This window comes from Roseinatronobacter sp. NSM (genome assembly GCF_052379845.1).
Taxonomy (GTDB): domain Bacteria; phylum Pseudomonadota; class Alphaproteobacteria; order Rhodobacterales; family Rhodobacteraceae; genus Roseinatronobacter.
The window spans coordinates 1-19692 of sequence record NZ_JBQTCF010000034.1 but is presented as its reverse complement, the minus strand read 5'-3'; the positions used below and the strand labels follow the sequence as shown (position 1 = coordinate 19692).

Sequence of the window (19692 nt, the reverse complement as noted above, 5' to 3'; positions counted from 1 at the left end):
TTCAGGCATTGACACCGCATCAGCGCGGGGTAGGTCAGGCGCGATGACACAGACCTATTCGCAAATCACCCTGGGCGGTGCGCCCGAAGGTTTTGACGCTGTTTTGCTGGCGCGCGAGCTGGAAAAATCCGGCGCGCCCCTGCTGCATGTCGCGCGCGACGACAAACGCGCCGAGGCCATGGCCCGCGCGCTGGCCTTCTTCGCGCCTGAACTGACGGTCCTGCGCTTTCCGGCATGGGATTGTCTGCCCTATGACCGTGTGTCCCCCAATGCGGATGTGTCCAGCGCGCGTATGGCCACGCTGGCCGCGCTGGCTCATGGGGTGCCGGGGCCGTTTGTGCTGTTGACGACGCTTTCGGCGGCCATGCAAGCCGTGCCCGCGCGCGATGTGGTGGCGGGCGCGTCCTTCATCGCGCAGGTCGGGCGGCGCATCGATGAGGGGGGCTTGCGCGGCTGGTTGGTGCGCATGGGCTTCACCCAGGCCCCCACAGTGACCGAACCGGGCGATTATGCCATTCGCGGCGGCATTATCGACATTTACCCCCCCGGTGAGCTTGGCCCTGTGCGGTTGGACATGTTCGGCGATGTGCTGGAAGCGGCGCGCCGGTTCGACCCTGCCACCCAGCGCAGTCTGGAAAAGCTGGATGTGGTGGAATTTGCCCCCGTGTCCGAGATTATTCTGGATGAGGCCGCAATCACGCGGTTCCGCCAGAATTACCGCATCGAGTTTGGCGCTGCCGGCAGTGATGACCCGCTGTATGAAGCGGTCAGCGCGGGCCGCAAGCATCAGGGGATGGAACACTGGTTGCCATTTTTCCATGACCGTATGGAAACGCTGTTTGACTATCTGCCGGATGCGTCCATCATGCTGGATGACCAGACCACGCAGGCACGCCTATCGCGCTGGGACGGGATTGCCGATCAGTATGATGCCCGCCGCGAAGCGATGGCCGATCGCAAGCGGCTGGACACCATCTATAAGCCTTGCCCGCCTGAACAGTTATATCTGGATGAAGCGGCATGGCAGAAGGCCCTGTCGTCGCGCCGCGTCATCCAGTTGCAGCCCCTGAAAACCGCACCGGGGCCGGGTGTTGTGGATGCGGGCGGGCGGATGGGGCGCAGTTTCGCCCCCGAAAGGCAGGCCGAAGCCAATGTGTTCGATGCGCTGGCCGCCCATGTCAATGACCGGCGCAAGCTGGGCGATGTGGTGATCGCCAGCCATTCGGACGGCGCGCGCGAACGGCTGGCGGGCCTGCTGGAAGATCACGGCGCAGGGGCAGCGCAGCACATCGCCACCGCGCGCGATATGGGCGCTGCGTCCAAGGGGCGGCTGTTTCTGACTGTCTGGCCGCTGGATCAGGGCTTTGAAGCGCCGAACCTGACCGTAATTTCCGAACAGGACGTGTTGGGCGAACGGCTGGTCGGGCGGGCCAAACGGCGCAAACGCGCCGAGAATTTCCTGACCGAAGCACAAAGCCTGTCACCCGGTGATCTGGTGGTGCATGTCGACCACGGTGTGGGGCGGTATACGGGGCTGGAAACCATCACGGCGATGGGCGCGCCGCATGAATGCATCGCGCTGGAATATGCAGGCGGGGACCGGCTGTTCCTGCCGGTGGAAAATATTGAACTGCTGTCGCGCTATGGCCATGAAGAAGGGTTGCTTGACAAGCTGGGCGGCGGCGCATGGCAGGCCAAGAAAGCGCGGCTGAAACAGCGCATCCGCGAAATTGCTGACAAGTTGATTCGCATCGCAGCCGAACGCCAGTTGCGCCGCGCGCCGCAATTCACCGCACCAGATGGCATGTGGGACGAATTTCTGGCCCGCTTCCCCTATGCCGAAACCGATGACCAGTTGCGCGCGGTTGAAGATGTGCTGGATGATTTCGACAGTGGCCGCCCCATGGACCGGCTGGTGGTCGGCGATGTGGGGTTCGGCAAGACCGAAGTGGCCATGCGCGCGGCCTTCATCGCGGCCATGTCCGGCGTTCAGGTGGCGGTCATTGCGCCCACCACGCTGCTGGCGCGCCAGCATTACAAGACATTCGCGGACCGGTTTCGCGGCTTTCCCATCACGGTCAAGCCGCTGTCGCGGTTTGTGTCGGCCAAGGATGCCAACGCCACCCGCGACGGGCTGGCTCGTGGCACAGTCGATATTTGCATAGGCACCCATGCGCTGCTGGCCAAGGGCGTGAAATTCGCCAATCTGGGCCTGCTGGTCATTGATGAAGAACAGCATTTCGGCGTAGGCCATAAGGAAAGGCTGAAGGAATTGCGCAGCGATATTCATGTGCTGACGCTGACCGCAACGCCCATTCCGCGCACGCTGCAATTGTCGCTGACGGGGGTGCGGGATCTGTCCATCATCCAGACCCCGCCTGTGGACCGGCTGGCCATTCGCACCTATGTCAGTGAATTCGACACTGTGACCCTGCGCGAGGCGTTGTTGCGCGAACATTATCGCGGGGGGCAGTCGTTTTTCGTGGTGCCGCGCATATCCGACCTGCCGGAAGTTGAGGATTTCCTGCGCAATCAGGTTCCTGAAATCAGCTATGTTACTGCCAACGGGCAAATGGCGGCGGGCGATCTGGATGAACGGATGAACGCCTTTTATGATGGCAAATATGATGTTCTGGTGGCAACCAGCATCGTGGAATCCGGCCTTGATATTCCGCGCGCCAACACGATGATTGTGCACCGCGCTGATATGTTCGGGCTGTCGCAGCTGTATCAGATACGCGGGCGTGTCGGGCGGGCAAAAACGCGCGCCTATTGTTTCCTGACCACGAAACCGCGCGCACCGCTGACCCCGCAGGCGCAAAAACGCCTGCGCCTGCTGGCCAGTCTGGACAGCCTTGGGGCAGGGTTCAATCTGGCCAGTCATGACATGGACCTGCGCGGCGCGGGCAATATTCTGGGCGAAGAACAGTCCGGCCATATTAACGAGGTCGGCTATGAATTGTATCAGCAAATGCTGGAAGACACGATCGCCAAAATCCGCTCGGGCGAGATTGCAGATGTGTCTGACCTGGACGGGCAATGGGCACCGCAAATCAATCTGGGCGTGCCGGTGCTGATACCGGAAGATTATGTGCCCGATCTGGATGTGCGCCTTGGCCTGTATCGGCGGTTATCGGGGCTGACCAACAAGGTTGATCTGGAAGGGTTCGCCGCCGAACTGATTGACCGGTTTGGCAAGCTGCCGCGCGAAGTGAACACGCTTCTTGTGGTCATGCGCATCAAGGCCGAATGCAAGCGCGCAGGCATTGCGAAGCTGGATGCGGGGCCAAAGGGGGCGACCATCCAGTTCCATAACGATAAATTCGCCAATCCGGCTGGGTTGGTGGAATTCGTGACTGACCAGCAGGGGCTGGCAAAAGTGCGCGACAACAAGATTGTCGTGCGCCGCGACTGGAGCACCGAGAAGGAGCGCGTGCGCGGGGCCTTCGCCATTGCGCGCGATCTGGCGGTCAAGGCAGATGTGAAACGCTAGACTGTGGTTGGGGGGCTGGTCTGTCATGGATGTTCGGGCTTGGATAAAGCCCGCGCTATCGGCGGGCCGGGGGCTGCCGATCCGCCGGTTAAGGGATGCACTTTATGCAGGCGGCATATTCCTGCGTTCAAGCGCTTGGCACACCATCAGGCCATCGGCAGGCCGCGGGACGGCCCGCCGATGGCGCGGCGGGCTGCGCCCTTGATTCCGCGCCTATTGTGACTGCTTCAGGCGGCAGCGAAACCGCCTTGCGGTTCCCTCTGGCGCGACAATCAGAACACTTGGCAATCTTGCGCCGTTTTTGATAAGACCGCCTTATGAAAGTTACCCTCAAACAGCTTGCCTATTTTCGTGCCCTTGCGCAGGCACGCAATTTCGGGCGCGCGGCAGACCTGGCTAATGTGACGCAACCGGCCCTGTCCATGCAGATCAAGGAACTGGAAGCCATCCTTGGCGTGGCGCTGGTGGAACGGTTGCCGCGCGATGTGCGCCTGACGCGCGCGGGGCGTGATGTGCTGGCGCGTGCGGACCGCATTTTGTCCGAAGCGATGGAACTGGAAACCTCAGCGCGGCGGCAGGGGTTGCAGGCCGCGTTGACGCTGGGCATGATTCCCACGATTGCGCCCTATCTGTTGCCGGGAACGCTTGCGCGGCTGCGCGCGGGCGACATTACCCGCGATCTGCGCCTGCGAGAGGCGCAGACCGCCGACCTGCTGTCGGGCCTGCGCGAAGGGCGGCTGGATGCGGTGGTTCTGGCCGATCCTGCCCCCGCGCCTGATCTGGTCATTGCGCCATTGTTTCAGGACTGCTTCCTGCTGGCGGGGTCCGAAGGGCGCATCGGCGCACTGGAACAGGGTCGCCATGCGCTGGACCCGACCACGCTGAACCCCGATCATTTGTTACTGCTGGATGATGGCCATTGTCTGGCCGATCAGGCGCTGGCCTTTTGCGCGATTGACCGGCGCCAGACGCGGCTGGATCTGGGGGCATCCACGCTGTCCACCCTGTGCGGACTGGTGGCGCAGGGGTTCGGACTTACGCTATTGCCCGAACTTGCCGTGCGCGCCGAAGCGGCAGGCGGGCAGGGCATTGTCTTGCAGCGCTTTGGGCAGCCCGAACCCTTCCGGCAGATCGCCCTGTTGCGCCGGGCCGCGTCCGATGGGGGGGCGTGGTTCGATGATCTGGGCGCGCATCTATGCGCGGCGGGACAGGAGCTTATTGCCGCTGCCCGCACATGCTGCGCGCCCCTGTGATGCGGCCATGCAGCTAGCGCATGGCCGGCTTGAACGGTGCCCGTTGTTTTTGCCCCGAAATAGGGCTAGATGAAAGCTGGCAGTGTCCACAGGAGGGGAAGCCTTGCGCGATTTGAAATTGCCTGACCAGCGCCACCCGGAAAAAGCCCACCGCGCGGTGCAGGCCCAACCCAAGAAACCTGACTGGATTCGCGTCAAGGCGCCGGGGGGCAAGGGGTATGCCGAAACCCATAAAATCATGCGTGAGCACAAGCTGACCACAGTGTGCGAAGAAGCCGGGTGCCCCAATGTGGGCGAATGCTGGTCGCAGGGCCATGCCACCATGATGATCATGGGCGAGATTTGCACCCGCGGGTGCACGTTTTGCAATGTGGCCACGGGCCGCCCTGACACGCTGGATGCGTTTGAACCGGGCCGCGTGGCCCATGCGGTGGAAAAGCTGGGGCTGAAACATGTGGTCATCACATCGGTGGACCGCGATGATCTGGACGATGGCGGGGCGGAACATTTCGCCCAGACCATTCGCGCCGTGCGCCACCGCAGCCCCAACACAACGATTGAAATTCTGACCCCCGATTTTCTGAAATGCGCGCCCTCGGTGCTGGAAACCGTGGTTGCCGCGCGCCCTGATGTGTTTAACCACAATCTGGAAACCGTGCCCGGCCTATACCCCGAGGTGCGCCCCGGCGCGCGCTATTTCCACAGCCTGCGTTTGCTGCAGCGGGTCAAGGAACTGGACCCGTCCATGTTCACCAAATCGGGCATCATGGTGGGTTTGGGGGAAGACCGGCAGGGTGTGCTGCAAGTTATGGATGACATGCGCGCGGCAGATGTGGATTTCATTACCATTGGCCAATACCTGCAACCAACCCCGCGCCACCACCGCGTTGACCGCTTTGTGACGCCGGATGAATTCAAGGCCTATGAAAAAGCGGCCTTTGGCAAAGGGTTCCTGATGGTATCGGCCACACCGCTGACGCGGTCCAGCTACCATGCAGGCGATGATTTCGCGCGCCTGCGCGATGCGCGATTGGCCAGGCTGGCGGGCGCGTAGCTGCCGTGTCGCATGGACGCAGTGTGGTATGCCTTCGGCAGAGAGTATTTGTGGCAAGATGAAACCGGCAGCTGCGGCTTTATGATCTGATGTGAAGGGGTGCATTTGTCCTGATCGGGCGCTATGAACAGGCCGACAAGCCGACTCAGGAGTGCTGCATCATGACCTTTTCGCGCGCCATCAAAATTGCGCCGTCCATTCTGGCCGCTGATTTCGCCAATTTCGGGGCCGAGTGCCGCGCGGTGGAAGATCAGGGGGCGGATTGGGTGCATGTTGATGTGATGGACGGGCATTTTGTGCCCAATATCACCTTCGGGCCTGCCACTTGCGCGGCCATCCGTCCCCATATTCGTGGTGTCATGGATGTGCATTTGATGATTGCCCCGGTGGACCCCTATATTGACGGGTTCGCCAAGGCGGGCGCTGATTTCATTACGGCGCATATGGAAGCAGGCCCGCATATTCACCGCACCTTGCAGGCCATTCGTGCCAGTGGCGCGAAAGCGGGTCTGGCGTTGAACCCCGGAACAGGGCTGGACGGTGTGGAAAACCTGCTGGATATGTTGGATCTGGTTTGTGTGATGACAGTGAACCCCGGGTTTGGCGGGCAGAAGTTTATCGACATGACCGACAAGGTGCAGCGTTTGCGCGCCATGATCGGGGCACGGCCCATCCATATTGAAATTGACGGGGGCATAACGCCTGACACAGCGCCCCTGATGGCGCGTGCGGGTGCGGATGTGCTGGTTGCGGGATCTGCGGTGTTCAAGGGCGGATCGGTGGAGCACCCCGCGCCTTATGGGGATAATATCCGCGCCATTCGCGCCGCTGCAGAAGGTGCTGTCGGGGTCGCAGTGTGATCCGCGCGGTTATTTTTGACCTTGACGGCACGCTGATTGACAGCGCGCCTGATATTCATGCTGCGGCCAATCTGGTTCTGGAGGGCGAAGGGCTGCCACTTGTCAGCTTTGAGCAATCGCGCAGTTTCGTGGGGCGCGGTGCCCGTGTTTTCGTGGAACGCATGGAACAGGCCGTGACAGGGCGCAACGATCCCGAACTGACCGCACATTTGCATGCGCGGTTTTTGCATTTCTATGAACGTGCCCATGAGAACACGCGTGTTTATCCGCATGTGCCCGAAATGCTGGCGCAATTGCGCGACCATGGGCTGGCGCTGGGATTGTGCACCAACAAACCCTTGCGGCCCACGCATGCGGCGCTGGCGCATCTGGGGTGGGACGCGATGTTTGATGTGGTGGTGGGCGGCGACAGTCTGGACGTGGCCAAGCCTGACCCCGCGCCATTGCTGGCTGTAGTGTCCGGGCTTGGGCTGAGTTTGCGCGACATCGTCTATATCGGGGACAGTGAAACTGACGCGGAAACGGCGCAGCGCGCGGGCGCGCGGTTTGGCCTGTATACGCAAGGCTACCGCAACACCCCGGTTGAGCAGATGTTTCACCATTTCCGGTTCGATGATTACCGCCAGATGGCCGGTCAGTTGTTCCAGCCAAGCTGAAAGCCCGCCCATGACCCAACCCCGCCGCCCCATGCCGCCGCCGCTTCATATTCCCAAACCCGGCTTCGGGCGGCGCACCCCGCCAGCAATTTTCGCGCCCATTATGGGGCTGTTTGGTCTGGGGTTGGGGTGGCGCGAAGCCTCGGGCATGTTTGGCCTGTCGCCAGCCATCGGCGACATGATCCTTGGGGCCGTGGCGCTGTTGTTCGTGTTTGCGCTGGTGGCGTATCTGGCGAAACCGGCGCGGCGGCTGGCCGTGCTGGTGGAAGACATGCGCGTGTTGCCGGGGCGGGCAGGGCTGGCGGCGGCCAGCCTGTCGCTGATGTTGCTGGCCGCCAGCTTGGCGCCCCTGGCCCCTGCGCTTGCCACGGGGGTGGCGCTGTGCGCGTTTGGGCTGCATCTTGGGCTGGTGGGGCTGCTGGTATATGTGCTGCGCATCAGCCCGCCCGAGGGGCGCGTTGTCACGCCTGTGTTCCACCTGAGTTTTGTGGGGTTCATCATCGGCGGGGTTGTGGCCAATGCGCTTGGCCACCATGATATCGCGCGCTGGATCATTTGGGCCATGGTGGGACCTGCCGGGGTAATCTGGGGCGTCAGTCTGCGCCAGCTCTTCACCCGCATACCGCCCGCGCCGCTGCGCCCGCTGCTGGCCATTCATCTGGCTCCGGCGTGTCTGTTCACCATCGTGGCGCAGGGCGCTGGCATGGACAATGTTGCCCAAGGGTTTGCGGTGCTGGCAATCGTGATCTTTGCAGCACTTCTGGCCGCGTTGCGCTGGCTGACTGCGGCAGGGTTTTCGCCGCTATGGGGGGCGTTCACGTTCCCGTTGGTGGCATTTGCAACAGCGTTGGTAATGGTGTCGGGGGGCGTTGGCGCGCTTTTCTGGGCAGGGGGGCTTGTATTGGGGGTGGCGACAGTGGCGGTGCCTGTGATTGCCTACAAGGTGCTGAAAATGTGGCCGGGCGGCACATTGGCCGCCAGGACCAACGCTGCCGAGGCCTGATACCAACCCCGATACAGGGGTTTTCATTTCCACCAAGACGTGAAAAAGGAAACTGCCAAGCGATCCACCCATAAGGAGGCCGGTCATGGAGATTCGCGAGGCGCTTACCTTCGACGATGTGCTTCTGGTGCCTGCGGCATCAAGCGTTCTGCCCAATCAGGCGGATACCACAACTTTTGTCACCAAATCCATCAGGTTGAACATTCCGCTGCTGTCCTCGGCAATGGACACGGTCACCGAAGCGCGTATGGCCATTGCGATGGCGCAAGCGGGTGGTATGGGCGTGATTCACCGCAATCTGGATGTTGAAACACAGGCTGATGCGGTGCGCCGGGTCAAACGGTTTGAGTCTGGTATTGTCTATGACCCTGTAACACTGAAACCTGACCAGACACTGGCCGATGCCAAGGAATTGCAGGCACGCTATAACGTGACGGGCTTTCCTGTGGTCGATGACGCAGGGCGCGTGCTGGGCATTGTGACCAACCGGGACATGCGTTTTGCCAGTGACGACAAAACGCCCGTGCGGGTGATGATGACGGCCAATAATCTGGCTGTTCTGCGCGAACCTGCGGACCGCGAGGAAGCGCGCAGCCTGATGCAGGCGCGGCGGATTGAAAAGCTGCTGGTGACCGATGATAAAGGCCGCCTTACAGGGTTGTTGACCCTGCGCGATAGTGACCGCGCGGTGTTGAACCCCACTGCTTGCAAGGATGAACTGGGGCGGCTGCGCGTGGCGGCTGCGTCAACCGTGGGGGATGCGGGGTTTGAACGGTCCATGGCGTTGATTGACGCGGGTGTCGATCTGGTTGTGATTGACACGGCGCATGGGCATTCCGAAGGGGTGGCGCGCGCGGTGGAACGTATCAAGGCGCAAGCACCCGCCGCGCAGGTCGTGGCGGGCAATGTCGCCACCGGGGACGCCACGCGCGCGCTGATTGATGCGGGCGCAGATGCCGTGAAGGTGGGGATCGGGCCGGGGTCCATTTGCACCACGCGCGTTGTGGCGGGTGTGGGCGTGCCACAACTGACCGCGATCATGGATTGCGCGGCCGCTGCGGGTGACGTGCCCATCATTGCGGATGGCGGGATCAAGATGTCGGGTGATTTTGCCAAGGCGATTGCCGCTGGCGCAAGCTGCGCCATGGTGGGCAGTGCCATCGCGGGCACGGATGAGGCCCCGGGCGAAGTGATCCTGTATCAGGGCCGCAGTTTCAAAAGCTATCGGGGCATGGGCAGCCTGGGCGCCATGGCGCGCGGGTCTGCTGATCGTTATTTCCAGAAGGACGCCGCCAGCGACAAGCTGGTGCCTGAAGGAATTGAAGGACAGGTGCCCTATAAGGGGTCCGTGGGCGCAGTGCTGCACCAGATGGTGGGGGGGTTGCGCGCGGCTATGGGCTATACCGGTAATGGCACGGTGGCCGATATGCGCAGCCAGTGCCAGTTTGTGCGCATCACCAATGCCGGGCTGAAGGAAAGCCATGTCCATGATGTGCAGATCACCCGCGAAAGCCCGAATTACAGGCTGGGCTAACGGCATATGACCCTGTTGGCACAGATGACCCTGTTTGGGGACTGGCCCACATTGGCGGCGGCGCTGGCCGCCGTTTTCCTTGTGGGCCTGTCCAAGGGCGGGCTTGGCGGGGCTTTTGCGTTGCTGGGGGTGCCGATACTGGCGCTTGTCATGTCCCCGGTTCAGGCGGCGGCGCTGTTGCTGCCAATTCTTCTGATGATGGACGGGGTGAGCCTGTGGACATGGCGCGGCTGGTTTGACCGCGCCACGCTTTTGCATTTGCTGCCCGGTGCGGTGCTGGGCATTGCCATTGGCGCGATGGCCGCCGCCTTCACGTCCGAAGCTTTGGTGCGGTTGATTGTGGGCGTCGTTGCGCTGGGGTTTGTGGCACGCATGGCACTGGCACGGTCTGGCGGCGCGGCCCAAGGGCAGGGGCGCGCGCGCGGCGGGGTCTGGGGCACTGTTGCCGGCTTCACCAGTTTCGTGGCCCATGCCGGTGGCCCGCCCTTTCAGGTCTATGTGCTGCCCTTGCGGCTGGACCCGAAAATATACACGGGCACAAGCGTGATTTTCTTTGCGGTGGTCAATGCGATCAAGGTTGTTCCCTATGCCGCGCTGGGCCAGTTTGACCATGTGACGTTGATTTCGGCGGTCATGATGCTGCCGCTGGCGGTTATCGCCACGCTGTTGGGCGCAGCCGTTGTAAAACGCATGCGCGCCGAAGTGTTCTATCCGCTGATGTATGTCATGGTCACGCTTGTGGGCCTGAAACTGGTGTGGGACGGGGTTTCGGCGCTGTTTATCGGCTAAGCCCTGCGCGCTGCGCTGTGCGCAAGATAGCGTCTGCCACAGCCTCGGGGCGGGAATGGTGGGGCATATGGCCCACCCCGTCCAACCGCGTCAGGGTTGCAGAACCCACATCCTGTTCCAGCCGTTCGGAATGAATGGACAGGCCCACTGTTTCATCAGCAGTGCCATGCACCACCTCTATAGGCAGTGTCAGCGCTGAATACCCCGCGGCCATTCCGTCGACATAGGCTTTCAAGCTGTTGACCTGGCGGGCGTTTAACGAAAGCTGGCTGGCGCGCATGGTCAGGTCGCGGCCCAGATGATCCAGATACCCGTCCGGCACGGGATTGGGCGCAAACACCCCGTCCAGTGTTGATGCCACCGCCGATGCGGGTGCCAACCGGGCCACCAATGGCAGCACGACATATTGCCCCAGTGCCGACGCGCTGATGCGATACCACAAGCCCAGATCGCCCGGCCAGGGGTGTGACGCGGGCGCCAGCAATGTCAGGCCCGCCACGTCCCCTTCTGCGCGCAAGGCCCATGCCAGCGCAACCGCACCGCCATAGGAATGGCCCAGCACAATGGGGCGGTCCACATCCAGTTGCGCAACTGCCGCGCGCAGAATATCGGCTTGTTCAACTGGCCCTTCCGGACCGCCGAAATCATCGGAAAACCCGAAACCGGGCCGGTCCAGCGCGATGACGCGAAAATCACCGGCCATGCGGTCGATCAGGTCGAAACTGAAGTCGCGCGCATTGCCATTCGCGCCGTGAATCATCACCAGATCCGGCCCTTGCCCGCGAATGATCGCATGAATCCGCCCTTCGGGCAGGGTGACGAACGCCCCTTCGGGTTGGGTCTGGGCATGGGCCATACGGTCCTCCACCAAAGTAGCGCAGGCCGTCAGGATGCCTGCACCAAGCGCAAGCGCTGCAAATTTACTGGCCGATATTTTCAAGGTCATAGGGCGTTGTCTGATAAATTTGGTTAATCCAGTTGCCATATAGAAGATGCGCGTGGCTTCGCCAGCGGTTCAGGGGCATTTTTGCAGGATTGTCGTCAGGATAGTAATTTTGCGGCACATTTATGGGCTTTCCTGCAGCGACGTCGCGGTCATATTCATCCTTCAGGGTTGTGCTGTCATATTCGAAATGGTTGAAAATCATCAAGGCGCGGTGCTTTGGGTCCTCCACCAGGCAGGGGCCAGCTTGGTCAGAGGCAATCAGCGTCTCCAACCCGTCCACTGCGTCAATATCGGCCTGCCGCAATTCGGTCCAGCGACTGACGGGAATAAGCAAATCATCCGAAAAACCGCGCAAATACGGGGATGCAGGCGCAAGGTTGCGGTGCCGGAAACAACCAAACGCCTTGGCGTCCAGCATGTGTTTGTTGATTCCGTGAAAATGCCACAACATGGCCATGCCGCCCCAGCACACCCCGAATGTGTTGTGCACATGGGTTTGCGTCCAGTCCAGAATTTCAGTCAGCTCATTCCAATAGGTCACGTCCTCATAGGGCAGGTGCTCTATGGGGGCACCAGTGATGATAAGCCCGTCAAAGCGTTCCTGCTTCACATCCTGAAACGGGCGGTAGAATTCCGCCATATGTTCGGCGGCGGTGTTCTTGGTTTCGTGTTCCGACATGCGGATCAGCGACAGTTCGATCTGCAAGGGGGTGGAGCCGATCAACCGCGCAAACTGGGTTTCAGTCTGAATTTTTTTGGGCATCAGGTTCAACAAGCCAATGCGCAGCGGGCGAATATCCTGCCGGGCTGCGTCTGTGTCCGACATGACCATGACCCCTTCGCGGGACAGCACATCAAAGGCGGGCAGCGTGGCGGGCAGCTTTATCGGCATGGGCGGTTGTTCCTTGGTCAGGTCTTGCGTCAGTCAGGCAGTTTTCCGGCAATAAGGGCCGTGAAATCAGGCGCGGTGCGAATGGCCGCCACCTCCTCGGCGGTGATGGTCACGCCCCAGTTCCGCGCCATCGCGCCATAGCGGGGCGCGCGGTGGGCCAAGGCGCGCGCATAGGTCCACCGCACGAAGGCGTCAGGGTTTATACGGTCTGCAGGCAGATTGGTTTCATCCTGATAGGCAGACCATGCATCGCGCAGGAAATCGGGCTGGTAATACATAGGCTTGGGGGCACGGTCAAAACGGCGGATCAGTTCGGATGTATGCGCATCGGACCCCTTTATCCAGACCGGCAGCACATGGTCCGAAAGGCGCGACATCAGGGGGTCTTGCGGGTTGTCGGGATCGATCACTTCGCAGATCGACCCGCCTGTGTCGCAGATGAAATTCGCATAGCCGTAAAGGTCACCTGCGCGGGCAATGAAATGGGGGGTGTCCGACAGCGCGGCAATTTCGGCGCTGCGGTGCTGGTCCTGACGGATCATGTATTCATCAAAGGGCAAGCCCCCTTGATCGGGGTTGCCAGGTTTGCCCAGATAGGTGGACAGCGGCGCCAGATTGTCGAAGGTGATGTTGGAACTGATATAGACCGAATCCGACAGCAGCAATTCGCGCAGCAGCGGCACTTTCATCGCTTCGCGTTTGAAATTATCGGCAATGAATTCGCCCATATAGCGGGTGCCGATGCGGTAATCCACGGAATAGTGGAACCAGTCGCCCGCGTCGCGCAGCAATTTGGACAGATGCGTTTTGCCAAGGCCGGACATGCCAAACAGCATGACACGCTTTGCGGGGGCGTTTCGCCAGATCTGGGCATTGGGGTAAAGCATGGGCGCGCGGTCCTTGGTCGCAATACAGTGACCTTGCCTATCGACAGGTGGGGATGGGGTCAATGCCACAGATCAAGGCCCCGCCACAGGGTCGGGGCCTTGAAATGCATCGCGCAGCAGGATCAGAAGCGGAAGCCCACGCGCACCCCGGCCCCAATGCCCGAATTATTGCTGAACTGCCCGCCCAGATTGGTCGTGGCACTGCCCAGCTTGGTGTATTGAACGCCGCCGCTGATGGTCATCGCGTCCAGCGTATAGGACGCGCCAATCCCGATAGATGTGCGCGATCCCGTCGGGCCCAGGTTGCTGGTCGGGTTGCCGTTGCCGGTGTCATAGGACAGCGAGACGGACCCGGACCAGTTTTCGTTGAACCGCCGCCCCACACCCAGCGTGTAGGCGACAGAATTTTTCTGATACGCAACCAGGGGCGCGGTTGTGGCGGGCGATGCTGTGTATTGCGGCGGCGCGATGACAAAATCCTTCCATTTCATCCAGCGCACGGACCCGAACAGCAAGGTATCTTCGGCAATGCCAGTCTGGAATTCAAGGTTCAGGGATTCCGGGATGGTCGTAGAGAAGCGGGTCTGGGCCTGCGGCACAGGGCCGGGTCCCGCTTCTGTCGCGTTGAACGTGTGCTTGATGGAGGATTGATAGGTCAGCGCCACACGCATGGCGATTTCGGGCTTTTCATAAGCGACGCCCACAAGATAGCCAAAAGCCTGATCGGTATTGGTGGACATGGAATACCCCAACACCGGCAGGCCGACCGATCCGCTGGTCCAGGAGGAGCGAAGCCCCGCATGCGCGCTGAACCCGTTGCCGAATTTGTAGCGCAGAACACCTGTCAGTGTTGTATTGCTGATTTTCGCGGTCGCGCCGGTCAGAAGCGCTGTGGTTCCGGTCGGATACAGCACATCTGCGCCAAAAGGCTGGTCAAGGATGATGGCATAGGACAGGTGGTCGTTGACATCCGCCTTATAGGCAATCGACCCTGAAAAGAAGTTGCGCGCGATATTGCCTGTGGCACCGGGGGCGTTGCCGCTGACACGCGGTGCGCCATAAGTGGCGCCCAGTTCCAGATACCGCCCTTCCTGAAACAGAATGTTCATGGATTGCGGGGTGCGTTCGATGCCGCCTGCGATTGTGGGACTTGCACCCAAGGCCACAAGGCCCGCTGCGATATATTTGTGCACGGAAAGCTCCTCCTTCTTTGCCGTCAGGGTGTTCTGACACCCGCAAGGCAAGGTAGACATCTTATTTGTGAAACTGTCACATCTGACTTCGCGTCACTTTTGGCACGCGCCACGCATTTGTGGCCAGGTTACAACTATGCGGTTACTATCGCGTTAATTCGGGCGCAGAATTGTCAGCCCCACCGCACCCCCGCGTGCCAGATCGGGGTCCAGCGTCATGGGGATATATTCGCCCCGCCGCCACAGGTCGCCCAGATCATCATAGTGACGCGACAGCGGGTGCCCCGACTGCCCGGTGGACAGGATGAACACCGAACTTTCGGGGTCCGCGAAGTCATAAACAGCGCGGTAAACGGCGGCATGAACATTCGCAAACGGGTCAGGGTCCTGCCCGGACGTGCGCGCGCGCATCAAGGTATGATCGCCCCCCGATGTGGAATGGCGGATATTGACGAAGGGGCGCAGGCCGCGCACTTGCCCCAGCACACTGTGGCGGTGCGTGGCCGTATGCGCATCGCCCCAACGCCAGCTTTCCACCGATGTGCCATAGCGTTCTGTCAGGCGCAGCAGGGCTTCATCCAGCGCCAGAAGCGCTATTTCGGTGCAGCTTTCGCGCACCGAGGATTGCACCACGTTGCACCATTGCCCCGCGCCGTCCCTATTGCGGAACACGCGTTCAATGAAATCTGGATTGACGTGAATGAACGCATCTTCCAGCGGTCCCAGCTCATCGCGGATCAGGCGGGTTTGCAAGGCGCGCATCCATGCTGAATAGATCAGGGGTTCGGGCAGGTGCTCGTTCATCTCGCCGTTCCAGTCGGCCAGCAGGCTTAGGGCACGCTGGCGCAGGTGGGCGCGGGTGCCTGCGGGTGCGGCCTCGCCCGAGAACCACAGATCAGCCGCCACCAGTGGCAGCAGCAGCCGCGCTGCAGGGCTGACCGTGTCCAGCTGCGCTTCTATGAAACTGTCGCGGGTATGGACGTTGCGCGCGCGCATCAGGTGCAGAAAACGGGTTATGCGCTGCGTATCGCCCCAGTCATGGCTGACATGCAACGGAAAGGGGCGGTCAAGGATCTTGTTGTTTGTATTGCCCAAAATGCCGCCTTCAGGGTCCACGAAGCGCGGATTGGCCGAATAAGGCAGCGTGCCTAGCCAGCGGTTTGCGCGTTCCCAGCCCGGTGCGGGCATGCGCCCTTGTGTCTGGTGGTCCGCATCGCGGCGGGGCAGGTGCCCGACAGTCTGCATGGCCACGCGGTCGCGCGTGGCCAGCATCAGGTTTTGCGCAGGGGCCACGAACAATTCCCCCGCATCGATGGCATCTTCGATTGTTTGCGCCCCCATCAGGCGGATTGCTGCAGTCATGGTGGTATCTTGCGCGGTCAGCGCCGTCCAGCCCAGCGTGGCCACATGCCCCGGCGGTGTGATGGTGCCCAGATCATACAGCGCGCCCGACAGGACAGGCCCGTTTTCGGACCAGCGCAAGGTCAGTGTCAGCGGGTCTTCGTCCTTGATGCGGATAATGGACCCGCGGGTTTCAAAATCGGCCCAGCCGTCTGGCGCGCGGTATTGTGCGGGGTTTTCAGGGTTTAGTTCTTCAATGAACACATCCGTATCATCGACATAGGCCGATGTTATACCCCACCCCAAGGCCGCGGACCGACCAGACAGCACGGCCGGAATTCCCGGTATGGTTGCCCCGATCACCCCGCCGGAAGCCAATTCCAGACGGGCAAGATACATAAGCGCGGGCGCTGTCAGTTCCAGATGCGGATCATTCGCCAGCAGCGCGCCATCCCCCGCCGCGCGCGCAGGCGCAGCGGCAAAGCTGTTGGACGCGCCCGCCAGTGTGTAGGGTCTGATGGGTGACAAGGGGTCGCCCACCGTTGCAATCTGCGTTGCAGGGGGCAGGTCCGGGAACAGGCTGGAATATTCCGGCACTTCGGCCATGCCCGCGCCGTGTGCGTCGGGCATAAGGTCGCGCAGCCGGTCATTGTCCAGCAAGGTCGATGCACGCGCGCGCAGCACTTCGCGTGAAATCTGGGAATTCAGCTGAACAGACAGCAGTTTTAGAATGGCCAGCGAATCTGCGGGTTGCCACAGGGGGGTTTCTGTCTGGAACATGAAGAATTCAGGTGCACCCCGACCGCGCGCGCGGTCCGATGCCAGCCGCATCCAGGCATTCACCCCGTCGGCATAGGCGCGCAGCGCGTCTTGTGTGGCGCTGTCCTGCACATCGAAGGAGGCGCGCGCAAGGGTGTAAAGATCCAGCCTGCGCATCAGTTCATCTGTGCGCAATGTGCGCCGGCCGAACATTTCCGACAAGCGCCCCTGCGCGGTGCGCCGCAGGATTTGCATTTGCCACAACCTGTCTTGCGCATGCGCAAACCCCAGCCCGAAGAAAACATCGCTGTCGGCCTGCCCGAAAATATGCGGCACATTATGGGTGTTGCGCACAATCTCGACCGGGGCGCTCACGCCGTCCAGCGTAAAATCCTCGTTATAGTCGGGCAAAGACCGCGACAGGAAGAAATAGACTGCAAGCGCCGCCAGCGCTGTCAGGGCCAACAAGCCGGACAGAAAATAGACAAGCCAGCGAAACAGGGTGAACATGGGCGCAAAACGGCTTTCGGTTGACGGTGCGTATGGCGATGATACCTAGTATCTGGGCAGCGCAAGCGCAATCACAACTATAGGAAAGGGCGGGGCATTGGCGAAAATCACGTTTCTGGGACTGGGGGTCATGGGCGGGCCGATGGCGGGCCATCTGGCCCGCGCGGGCCATGATGTAACTGTCTATAACCGCACACAGGCCAAGGCCGAAGCCTGGGTGGCTGCCAATGGCGGCGCATGCGCGCAAACCCCGCGCGAAGCTGCCCAAGGGGCCGAATTCGTGATGGCCTGCGTGGGCAATGACGATGATTTGCGCAGCGTCTGTCTGGGGGAAGACGGCGCTTTCGCGGGCATGGCAGCGGGGGCGGTGTTCGTGGACCATACGACAGTTTCGGCGCAGGTGACACGCGAATTGTATGAAATGGCGCACGCGCAGGACTTGGGGTTTGTGGATGCGCCAGTGTCCGGCGGGCAGGCGGGCGCGGAGAACGGTGTTCTGTCCATCATGTGCGGTGGCGACGCGTCGGAATTTGACCGCGCCGCGCCAGTGATGGACGCCTATGCGCGGGTGTGCAAACGCATGGGCGACAGCGGCGCAGGCCAGATTGCCAAGATGATGAACCAGATCTGCATTGCCGGGCTGGTGCAGGGGCTGGCAGAGGCGCTGCATTTTGGCGAGAAAGCAGGGATGGACGGGCGCGCGGTGGTCGAGGTGATCAGCCAGGGGGCGGCGGGGTCATGGCAGATGGTCAACCGGCACGCGTCGATGCTGGAGGGTGAATTCGACCATGGATTCGCGGTGGACTGGATGCGCAAGGATCTGACCATCTGTCTGGCGGCGGCCGAGGATGTGGGCGCGTCCCTGCCAGTGACCGCGCTGGTTGACCAGTTCTACAAGGATGTGCAGCGTATGGGTGGCGGGCGTTGGGACACATCAAGCCTGATTGAACGCTTGCGCAAATTCGGGGGGGAATGATGCTGTATGACCTGGATGGGCAGCGGCCCGAATTGCCCGAGGACGGGGATTTCTGGGTGGCACCGGGGGCGCATGTTATCGGAAATGTCGTGCTGGGGGCGGGTGTTTCAATCTGGTTTGGCTGCACCCTGCGCGGGGATAATGAACCGATTGTTCTGGGCGCGGGAACGAATGTTCAGGAGAATTGCGTTCTTCATACTGATATGGGCTATCCGCTGACAATCGGGGCGGATTGCACCATTGGGCACAAGGCTATTTTGCACGGCTGCACCATAGGTGCGGGGTCGTTGATTGGCATGGGGGCAACAGTGCTGAACGGTGCGGTGATTGGAAAAGGCTGCCTGATCGGGGCGGGCGCGCTGGTGACCGAGGGCAAGGAAATTCCTGACGGGTCGCTGGTGATGGGTGCGCCGGGGCGTGTGGTGCGCGCGCTGGATGACGCCGCACGCGCGCGGTTGGTGCAATCGGCGGCTGGATACCGGGCGAATATGGCGCGCTTCAAGGCGGGTTTGCGCGAGATTTGAATGCTGGCCTGTTCGGGGAGGAGGCTTGGGGGGCGGCTGCCCCCCAAACCCCCTGCCTGAAGGGGCGCACGCCCCCCTTCAGAAACCCCGGTGGATATTTTTGCCAGAATGAAAGCCGCGACTGGTCAATTCGGGTGGGGCGCTGTTCGGGTTAGGCGTCGTCTGCATTTAGCGAATCCAAGCCATTGCGCAGGCGAGAGTTACGAAGGCGGTGGATGAGCTGACTGCCTTTTCGCAACGCAATGCGATGCGGCGGAAGCGTTTGACCTGATTGAAGAAATGCTCGACAAGGTTGCGCTCCTTGTAGAGAGCCCTGTCGATGGGATAGTCGATCGCGCGGCTCAGGTTCTGCTTGATCTGCGCCTGCTGCTTAGGGGCTGTCGGCACTGAAACCGCACAGGTGATCCGCGTCGTAGGCCGCGTCAGCGATCATGTGGCTGACGCCCCTGAGGCCTTCGAGCAGACCCCGCGCCTGAGGGCAATCATCCCAATGTCCCGGCGTGATCGCGAACCGGATCGGTAGGCCTGGCGCATCGACCGCGGCATGGATCTTGGTCGTCAGGCCGCCTCTGGAGCGGCCAATACCGGCAGCTTCAAGCCCCCCTTTTGAGAGGTTGCGTCCGCATGTGTCTTGCAGATCGTGGCATCGGCAAGGACATATTCGAAGTCCGGGTCAGTGCGTAACGCTTTGAAAAGGCTCTCCCAAGCGCCAGCAATCGTCCAGCGCCGTAAACGCGAATGCACTCTGCGCCAATTGCCGGGTTCAGGGGGAAGATCGCGCCAGGGTGAAGCCCCCCGCGCCAGCCATAGGATTGCGTCGAGGAACAGCCGAGTGTCGGCCCCAATGCGCCTACGATCCCCCTCCTTGCGAGGAACAAGGGGCGCAATGATCGCCCACTGTCTGTCAAAGTCCGTCTGCTCTTAGTAAGCCTTCGCCGAGGGCTGTCTGGCTGGATAGCGGGCTGATCGGTTATTGAGTGTTCTTATGGACGCATACGAGAACACCCCCCGCATTCAAGTTC

Annotated in this window: 15 protein-coding genes and 1 pseudogene; 10 read left to right on the top strand and 6 right to left on the bottom strand. The window is 61.4% G+C overall.

Going from position 1 to position 19692, the window contains the following annotated elements:
* Positions 1–43 precede the first annotated feature (43 nt).
* The 8 genes from mfd (at position 44) to ACTZWY_RS16270 (ending at position 10642) form a co-directional block, all read left to right on the top strand.
* Entirely contained in the window at positions 44–3493 is a 3450-nt protein-coding gene (gene mfd / locus ACTZWY_RS16305) for a transcription-repair coupling factor (protein ID WP_444791767.1), read from the top strand.
* 317 nt (positions 3494–3810) lie between these two features.
* Complete coding sequence (locus tag ACTZWY_RS16300; RefSeq protein ID WP_444791766.1) at positions 3811–4746, top strand: hydrogen peroxide-inducible genes activator; 936 nt, start codon at positions 3811–3813, stop codon at positions 4744–4746.
* A 103-nt stretch (positions 4747–4849) separates the two neighbouring features.
* Positions 4850–5800: a lipoyl synthase gene (gene lipA, locus ACTZWY_RS16295; RefSeq protein WP_444791765.1), complete on the top strand. Its 951-nt coding sequence runs from the start codon at positions 4850–4852 to the stop codon at positions 5798–5800.
* A 161-nt stretch (positions 5801–5961) separates the two neighbouring features.
* Positions 5962–6660 carry a ribulose-phosphate 3-epimerase gene (gene rpe, locus ACTZWY_RS16290; RefSeq protein WP_444791764.1) on the top strand — a complete coding sequence of 233 codons (699 nt, stop codon included), beginning with the start codon at positions 5962–5964 and terminating at the stop codon, positions 6658–6660.
* Positions 6657–7316, top strand: a complete 660-nt coding sequence (gene gph, locus ACTZWY_RS16285; protein WP_444791763.1) for a phosphoglycolate phosphatase — start codon at positions 6657–6659, stop codon at positions 7314–7316. Before rpe ends, gph begins: the two co-directional genes overlap by 4 nt.
* 10 nt (positions 7317–7326) lie before the next feature.
* On the top strand, positions 7327–8319 hold the full coding sequence (locus ACTZWY_RS16280; protein ID WP_444791762.1) for an SLAC1 family transporter: 993 nt from the start codon (positions 7327–7329) through the stop codon (positions 8317–8319).
* An 85-nt stretch (positions 8320–8404) separates the two neighbouring features.
* Complete coding sequence (gene guaB, locus ACTZWY_RS16275) at positions 8405–9853, top strand: IMP dehydrogenase (RefSeq protein WP_444791761.1); 1449 nt, start codon at positions 8405–8407, stop codon at positions 9851–9853.
* Positions 9854–9859: 6 nt separating this feature from the next.
* A complete protein-coding gene (locus tag ACTZWY_RS16270) occupies positions 9860–10642 on the top strand; it encodes a sulfite exporter TauE/SafE family protein (RefSeq protein WP_444791760.1) in 783 nt (260 codons plus the stop codon).
* Here the strand turns inward: ACTZWY_RS16270 and ACTZWY_RS16265 are convergent.
* From ACTZWY_RS16265 to ACTZWY_RS16245, 5 genes are all read right to left on the bottom strand, one after another.
* Positions 10632–11588: an alpha/beta fold hydrolase gene (locus tag ACTZWY_RS16265; protein WP_444791759.1), complete on the bottom strand. Its 957-nt coding sequence runs from the start codon at positions 11586–11588 to the stop codon at positions 10632–10634. The genes ACTZWY_RS16270 and ACTZWY_RS16265 overlap by 11 nt on opposite strands.
* Positions 11563–12480 carry a homoserine O-acetyltransferase MetA gene (gene metA / locus ACTZWY_RS16260; protein WP_444791758.1) on the bottom strand — a complete coding sequence of 306 codons (918 nt, stop codon included), beginning with the start codon at positions 12478–12480 and terminating at the stop codon, positions 11563–11565. The genes ACTZWY_RS16265 and metA overlap by 26 nt, the downstream gene beginning before the upstream one ends.
* A 29-nt stretch (positions 12481–12509) precedes the next feature.
* Positions 12510–13367: an ATPase gene (locus tag ACTZWY_RS16255; protein ID WP_444791757.1), complete on the bottom strand. Its 858-nt coding sequence runs from the start codon at positions 13365–13367 to the stop codon at positions 12510–12512.
* A gap of 122 nt (positions 13368–13489) precedes the next feature.
* A complete protein-coding gene (locus ACTZWY_RS16250) occupies positions 13490–14560 on the bottom strand; it encodes an outer membrane protein transport protein (RefSeq protein WP_444791756.1) in 1071 nt (356 codons plus the stop codon).
* 153 nt (positions 14561–14713) lie between these two features.
* Positions 14714–17170: a penicillin acylase family protein gene (locus tag ACTZWY_RS16245; RefSeq protein ID WP_444791755.1), complete on the bottom strand. Its 2457-nt coding sequence runs from the start codon at positions 17168–17170 to the stop codon at positions 14714–14716.
* Between the two features lie 97 nt (positions 17171–17267).
* On the opposite strand from ACTZWY_RS16245, the gene ACTZWY_RS16240 reads away from it, so the two are divergent.
* Positions 17268–18146 carry an NAD(P)-dependent oxidoreductase gene (locus ACTZWY_RS16240; protein ID WP_444791754.1) on the top strand — a complete coding sequence of 293 codons (879 nt, stop codon included), beginning with the start codon at positions 17268–17270 and terminating at the stop codon, positions 18144–18146.
* On the top strand, positions 18146–18670 hold the full coding sequence (locus tag ACTZWY_RS16235) for a gamma carbonic anhydrase family protein (RefSeq protein WP_444791786.1): 525 nt from the start codon (positions 18146–18148) through the stop codon (positions 18668–18670). Before ACTZWY_RS16240 ends, ACTZWY_RS16235 begins: the two co-directional genes overlap by 1 nt.
* Positions 18671–18838: 168 nt before the next feature.
* Here the strand turns inward: ACTZWY_RS16235 and ACTZWY_RS16230 are convergent.
* Positions 18839–19576: pseudogene (locus ACTZWY_RS16230) on the bottom strand (IS5 family transposase); the annotation flags it as partial.
* Between the last annotated feature and the right edge of the window lie 116 nt (positions 19577–19692).

Excerpts from the sequence above, each read along its gene's own strand:
- ACTZWY_RS16265 (WP_444791759.1), bottom strand. The coding sequence starts at position 11,588 with ATGACCTTGAAAATATCGGCCAGTAAATTTGCAGCGCTTGCGCTTGGT.
- guaB (WP_444791761.1), top strand. The coding sequence starts at position 8,405 with ATGGAGATTCGCGAGGCGCTTACCTTCGACGATGTGCTTCTGGTGCCT.
- rpe (WP_444791764.1), top strand. The coding sequence starts at position 5,962 with ATGACCTTTTCGCGCGCCATCAAAATTGCGCCGTCCATTCTGGCCGCT.
- ACTZWY_RS16245 (WP_444791755.1), bottom strand. The coding sequence starts at position 17,170 with ATGTTCACCCTGTTTCGCTGGCTTGTCTATTTTCTGTCCGGCTTGTTG.
- ACTZWY_RS16280 (WP_444791762.1), top strand. The coding sequence starts at position 7,327 with ATGACCCAACCCCGCCGCCCCATGCCGCCGCCGCTTCATATTCCCAAA.
- mfd (WP_444791767.1), top strand. The coding sequence starts at position 44 with ATGACACAGACCTATTCGCAAATCACCCTGGGCGGTGCGCCCGAAGGT.
- ACTZWY_RS16235 (WP_444791786.1), top strand. The coding sequence starts at position 18,146 with ATGCTGTATGACCTGGATGGGCAGCGGCCCGAATTGCCCGAGGACGGG.
- metA (WP_444791758.1), bottom strand. The coding sequence starts at position 12,480 with ATGCCGATAAAGCTGCCCGCCACGCTGCCCGCCTTTGATGTGCTGTCC.
- ACTZWY_RS16255 (WP_444791757.1), bottom strand. The coding sequence starts at position 13,367 with ATGCTTTACCCCAATGCCCAGATCTGGCGAAACGCCCCCGCAAAGCGT.
- ACTZWY_RS16300 (WP_444791766.1), top strand. The coding sequence starts at position 3,811 with ATGAAAGTTACCCTCAAACAGCTTGCCTATTTTCGTGCCCTTGCGCAG.
- ACTZWY_RS16270 (WP_444791760.1), top strand. The coding sequence starts at position 9,860 with ATGACCCTGTTGGCACAGATGACCCTGTTTGGGGACTGGCCCACATTG.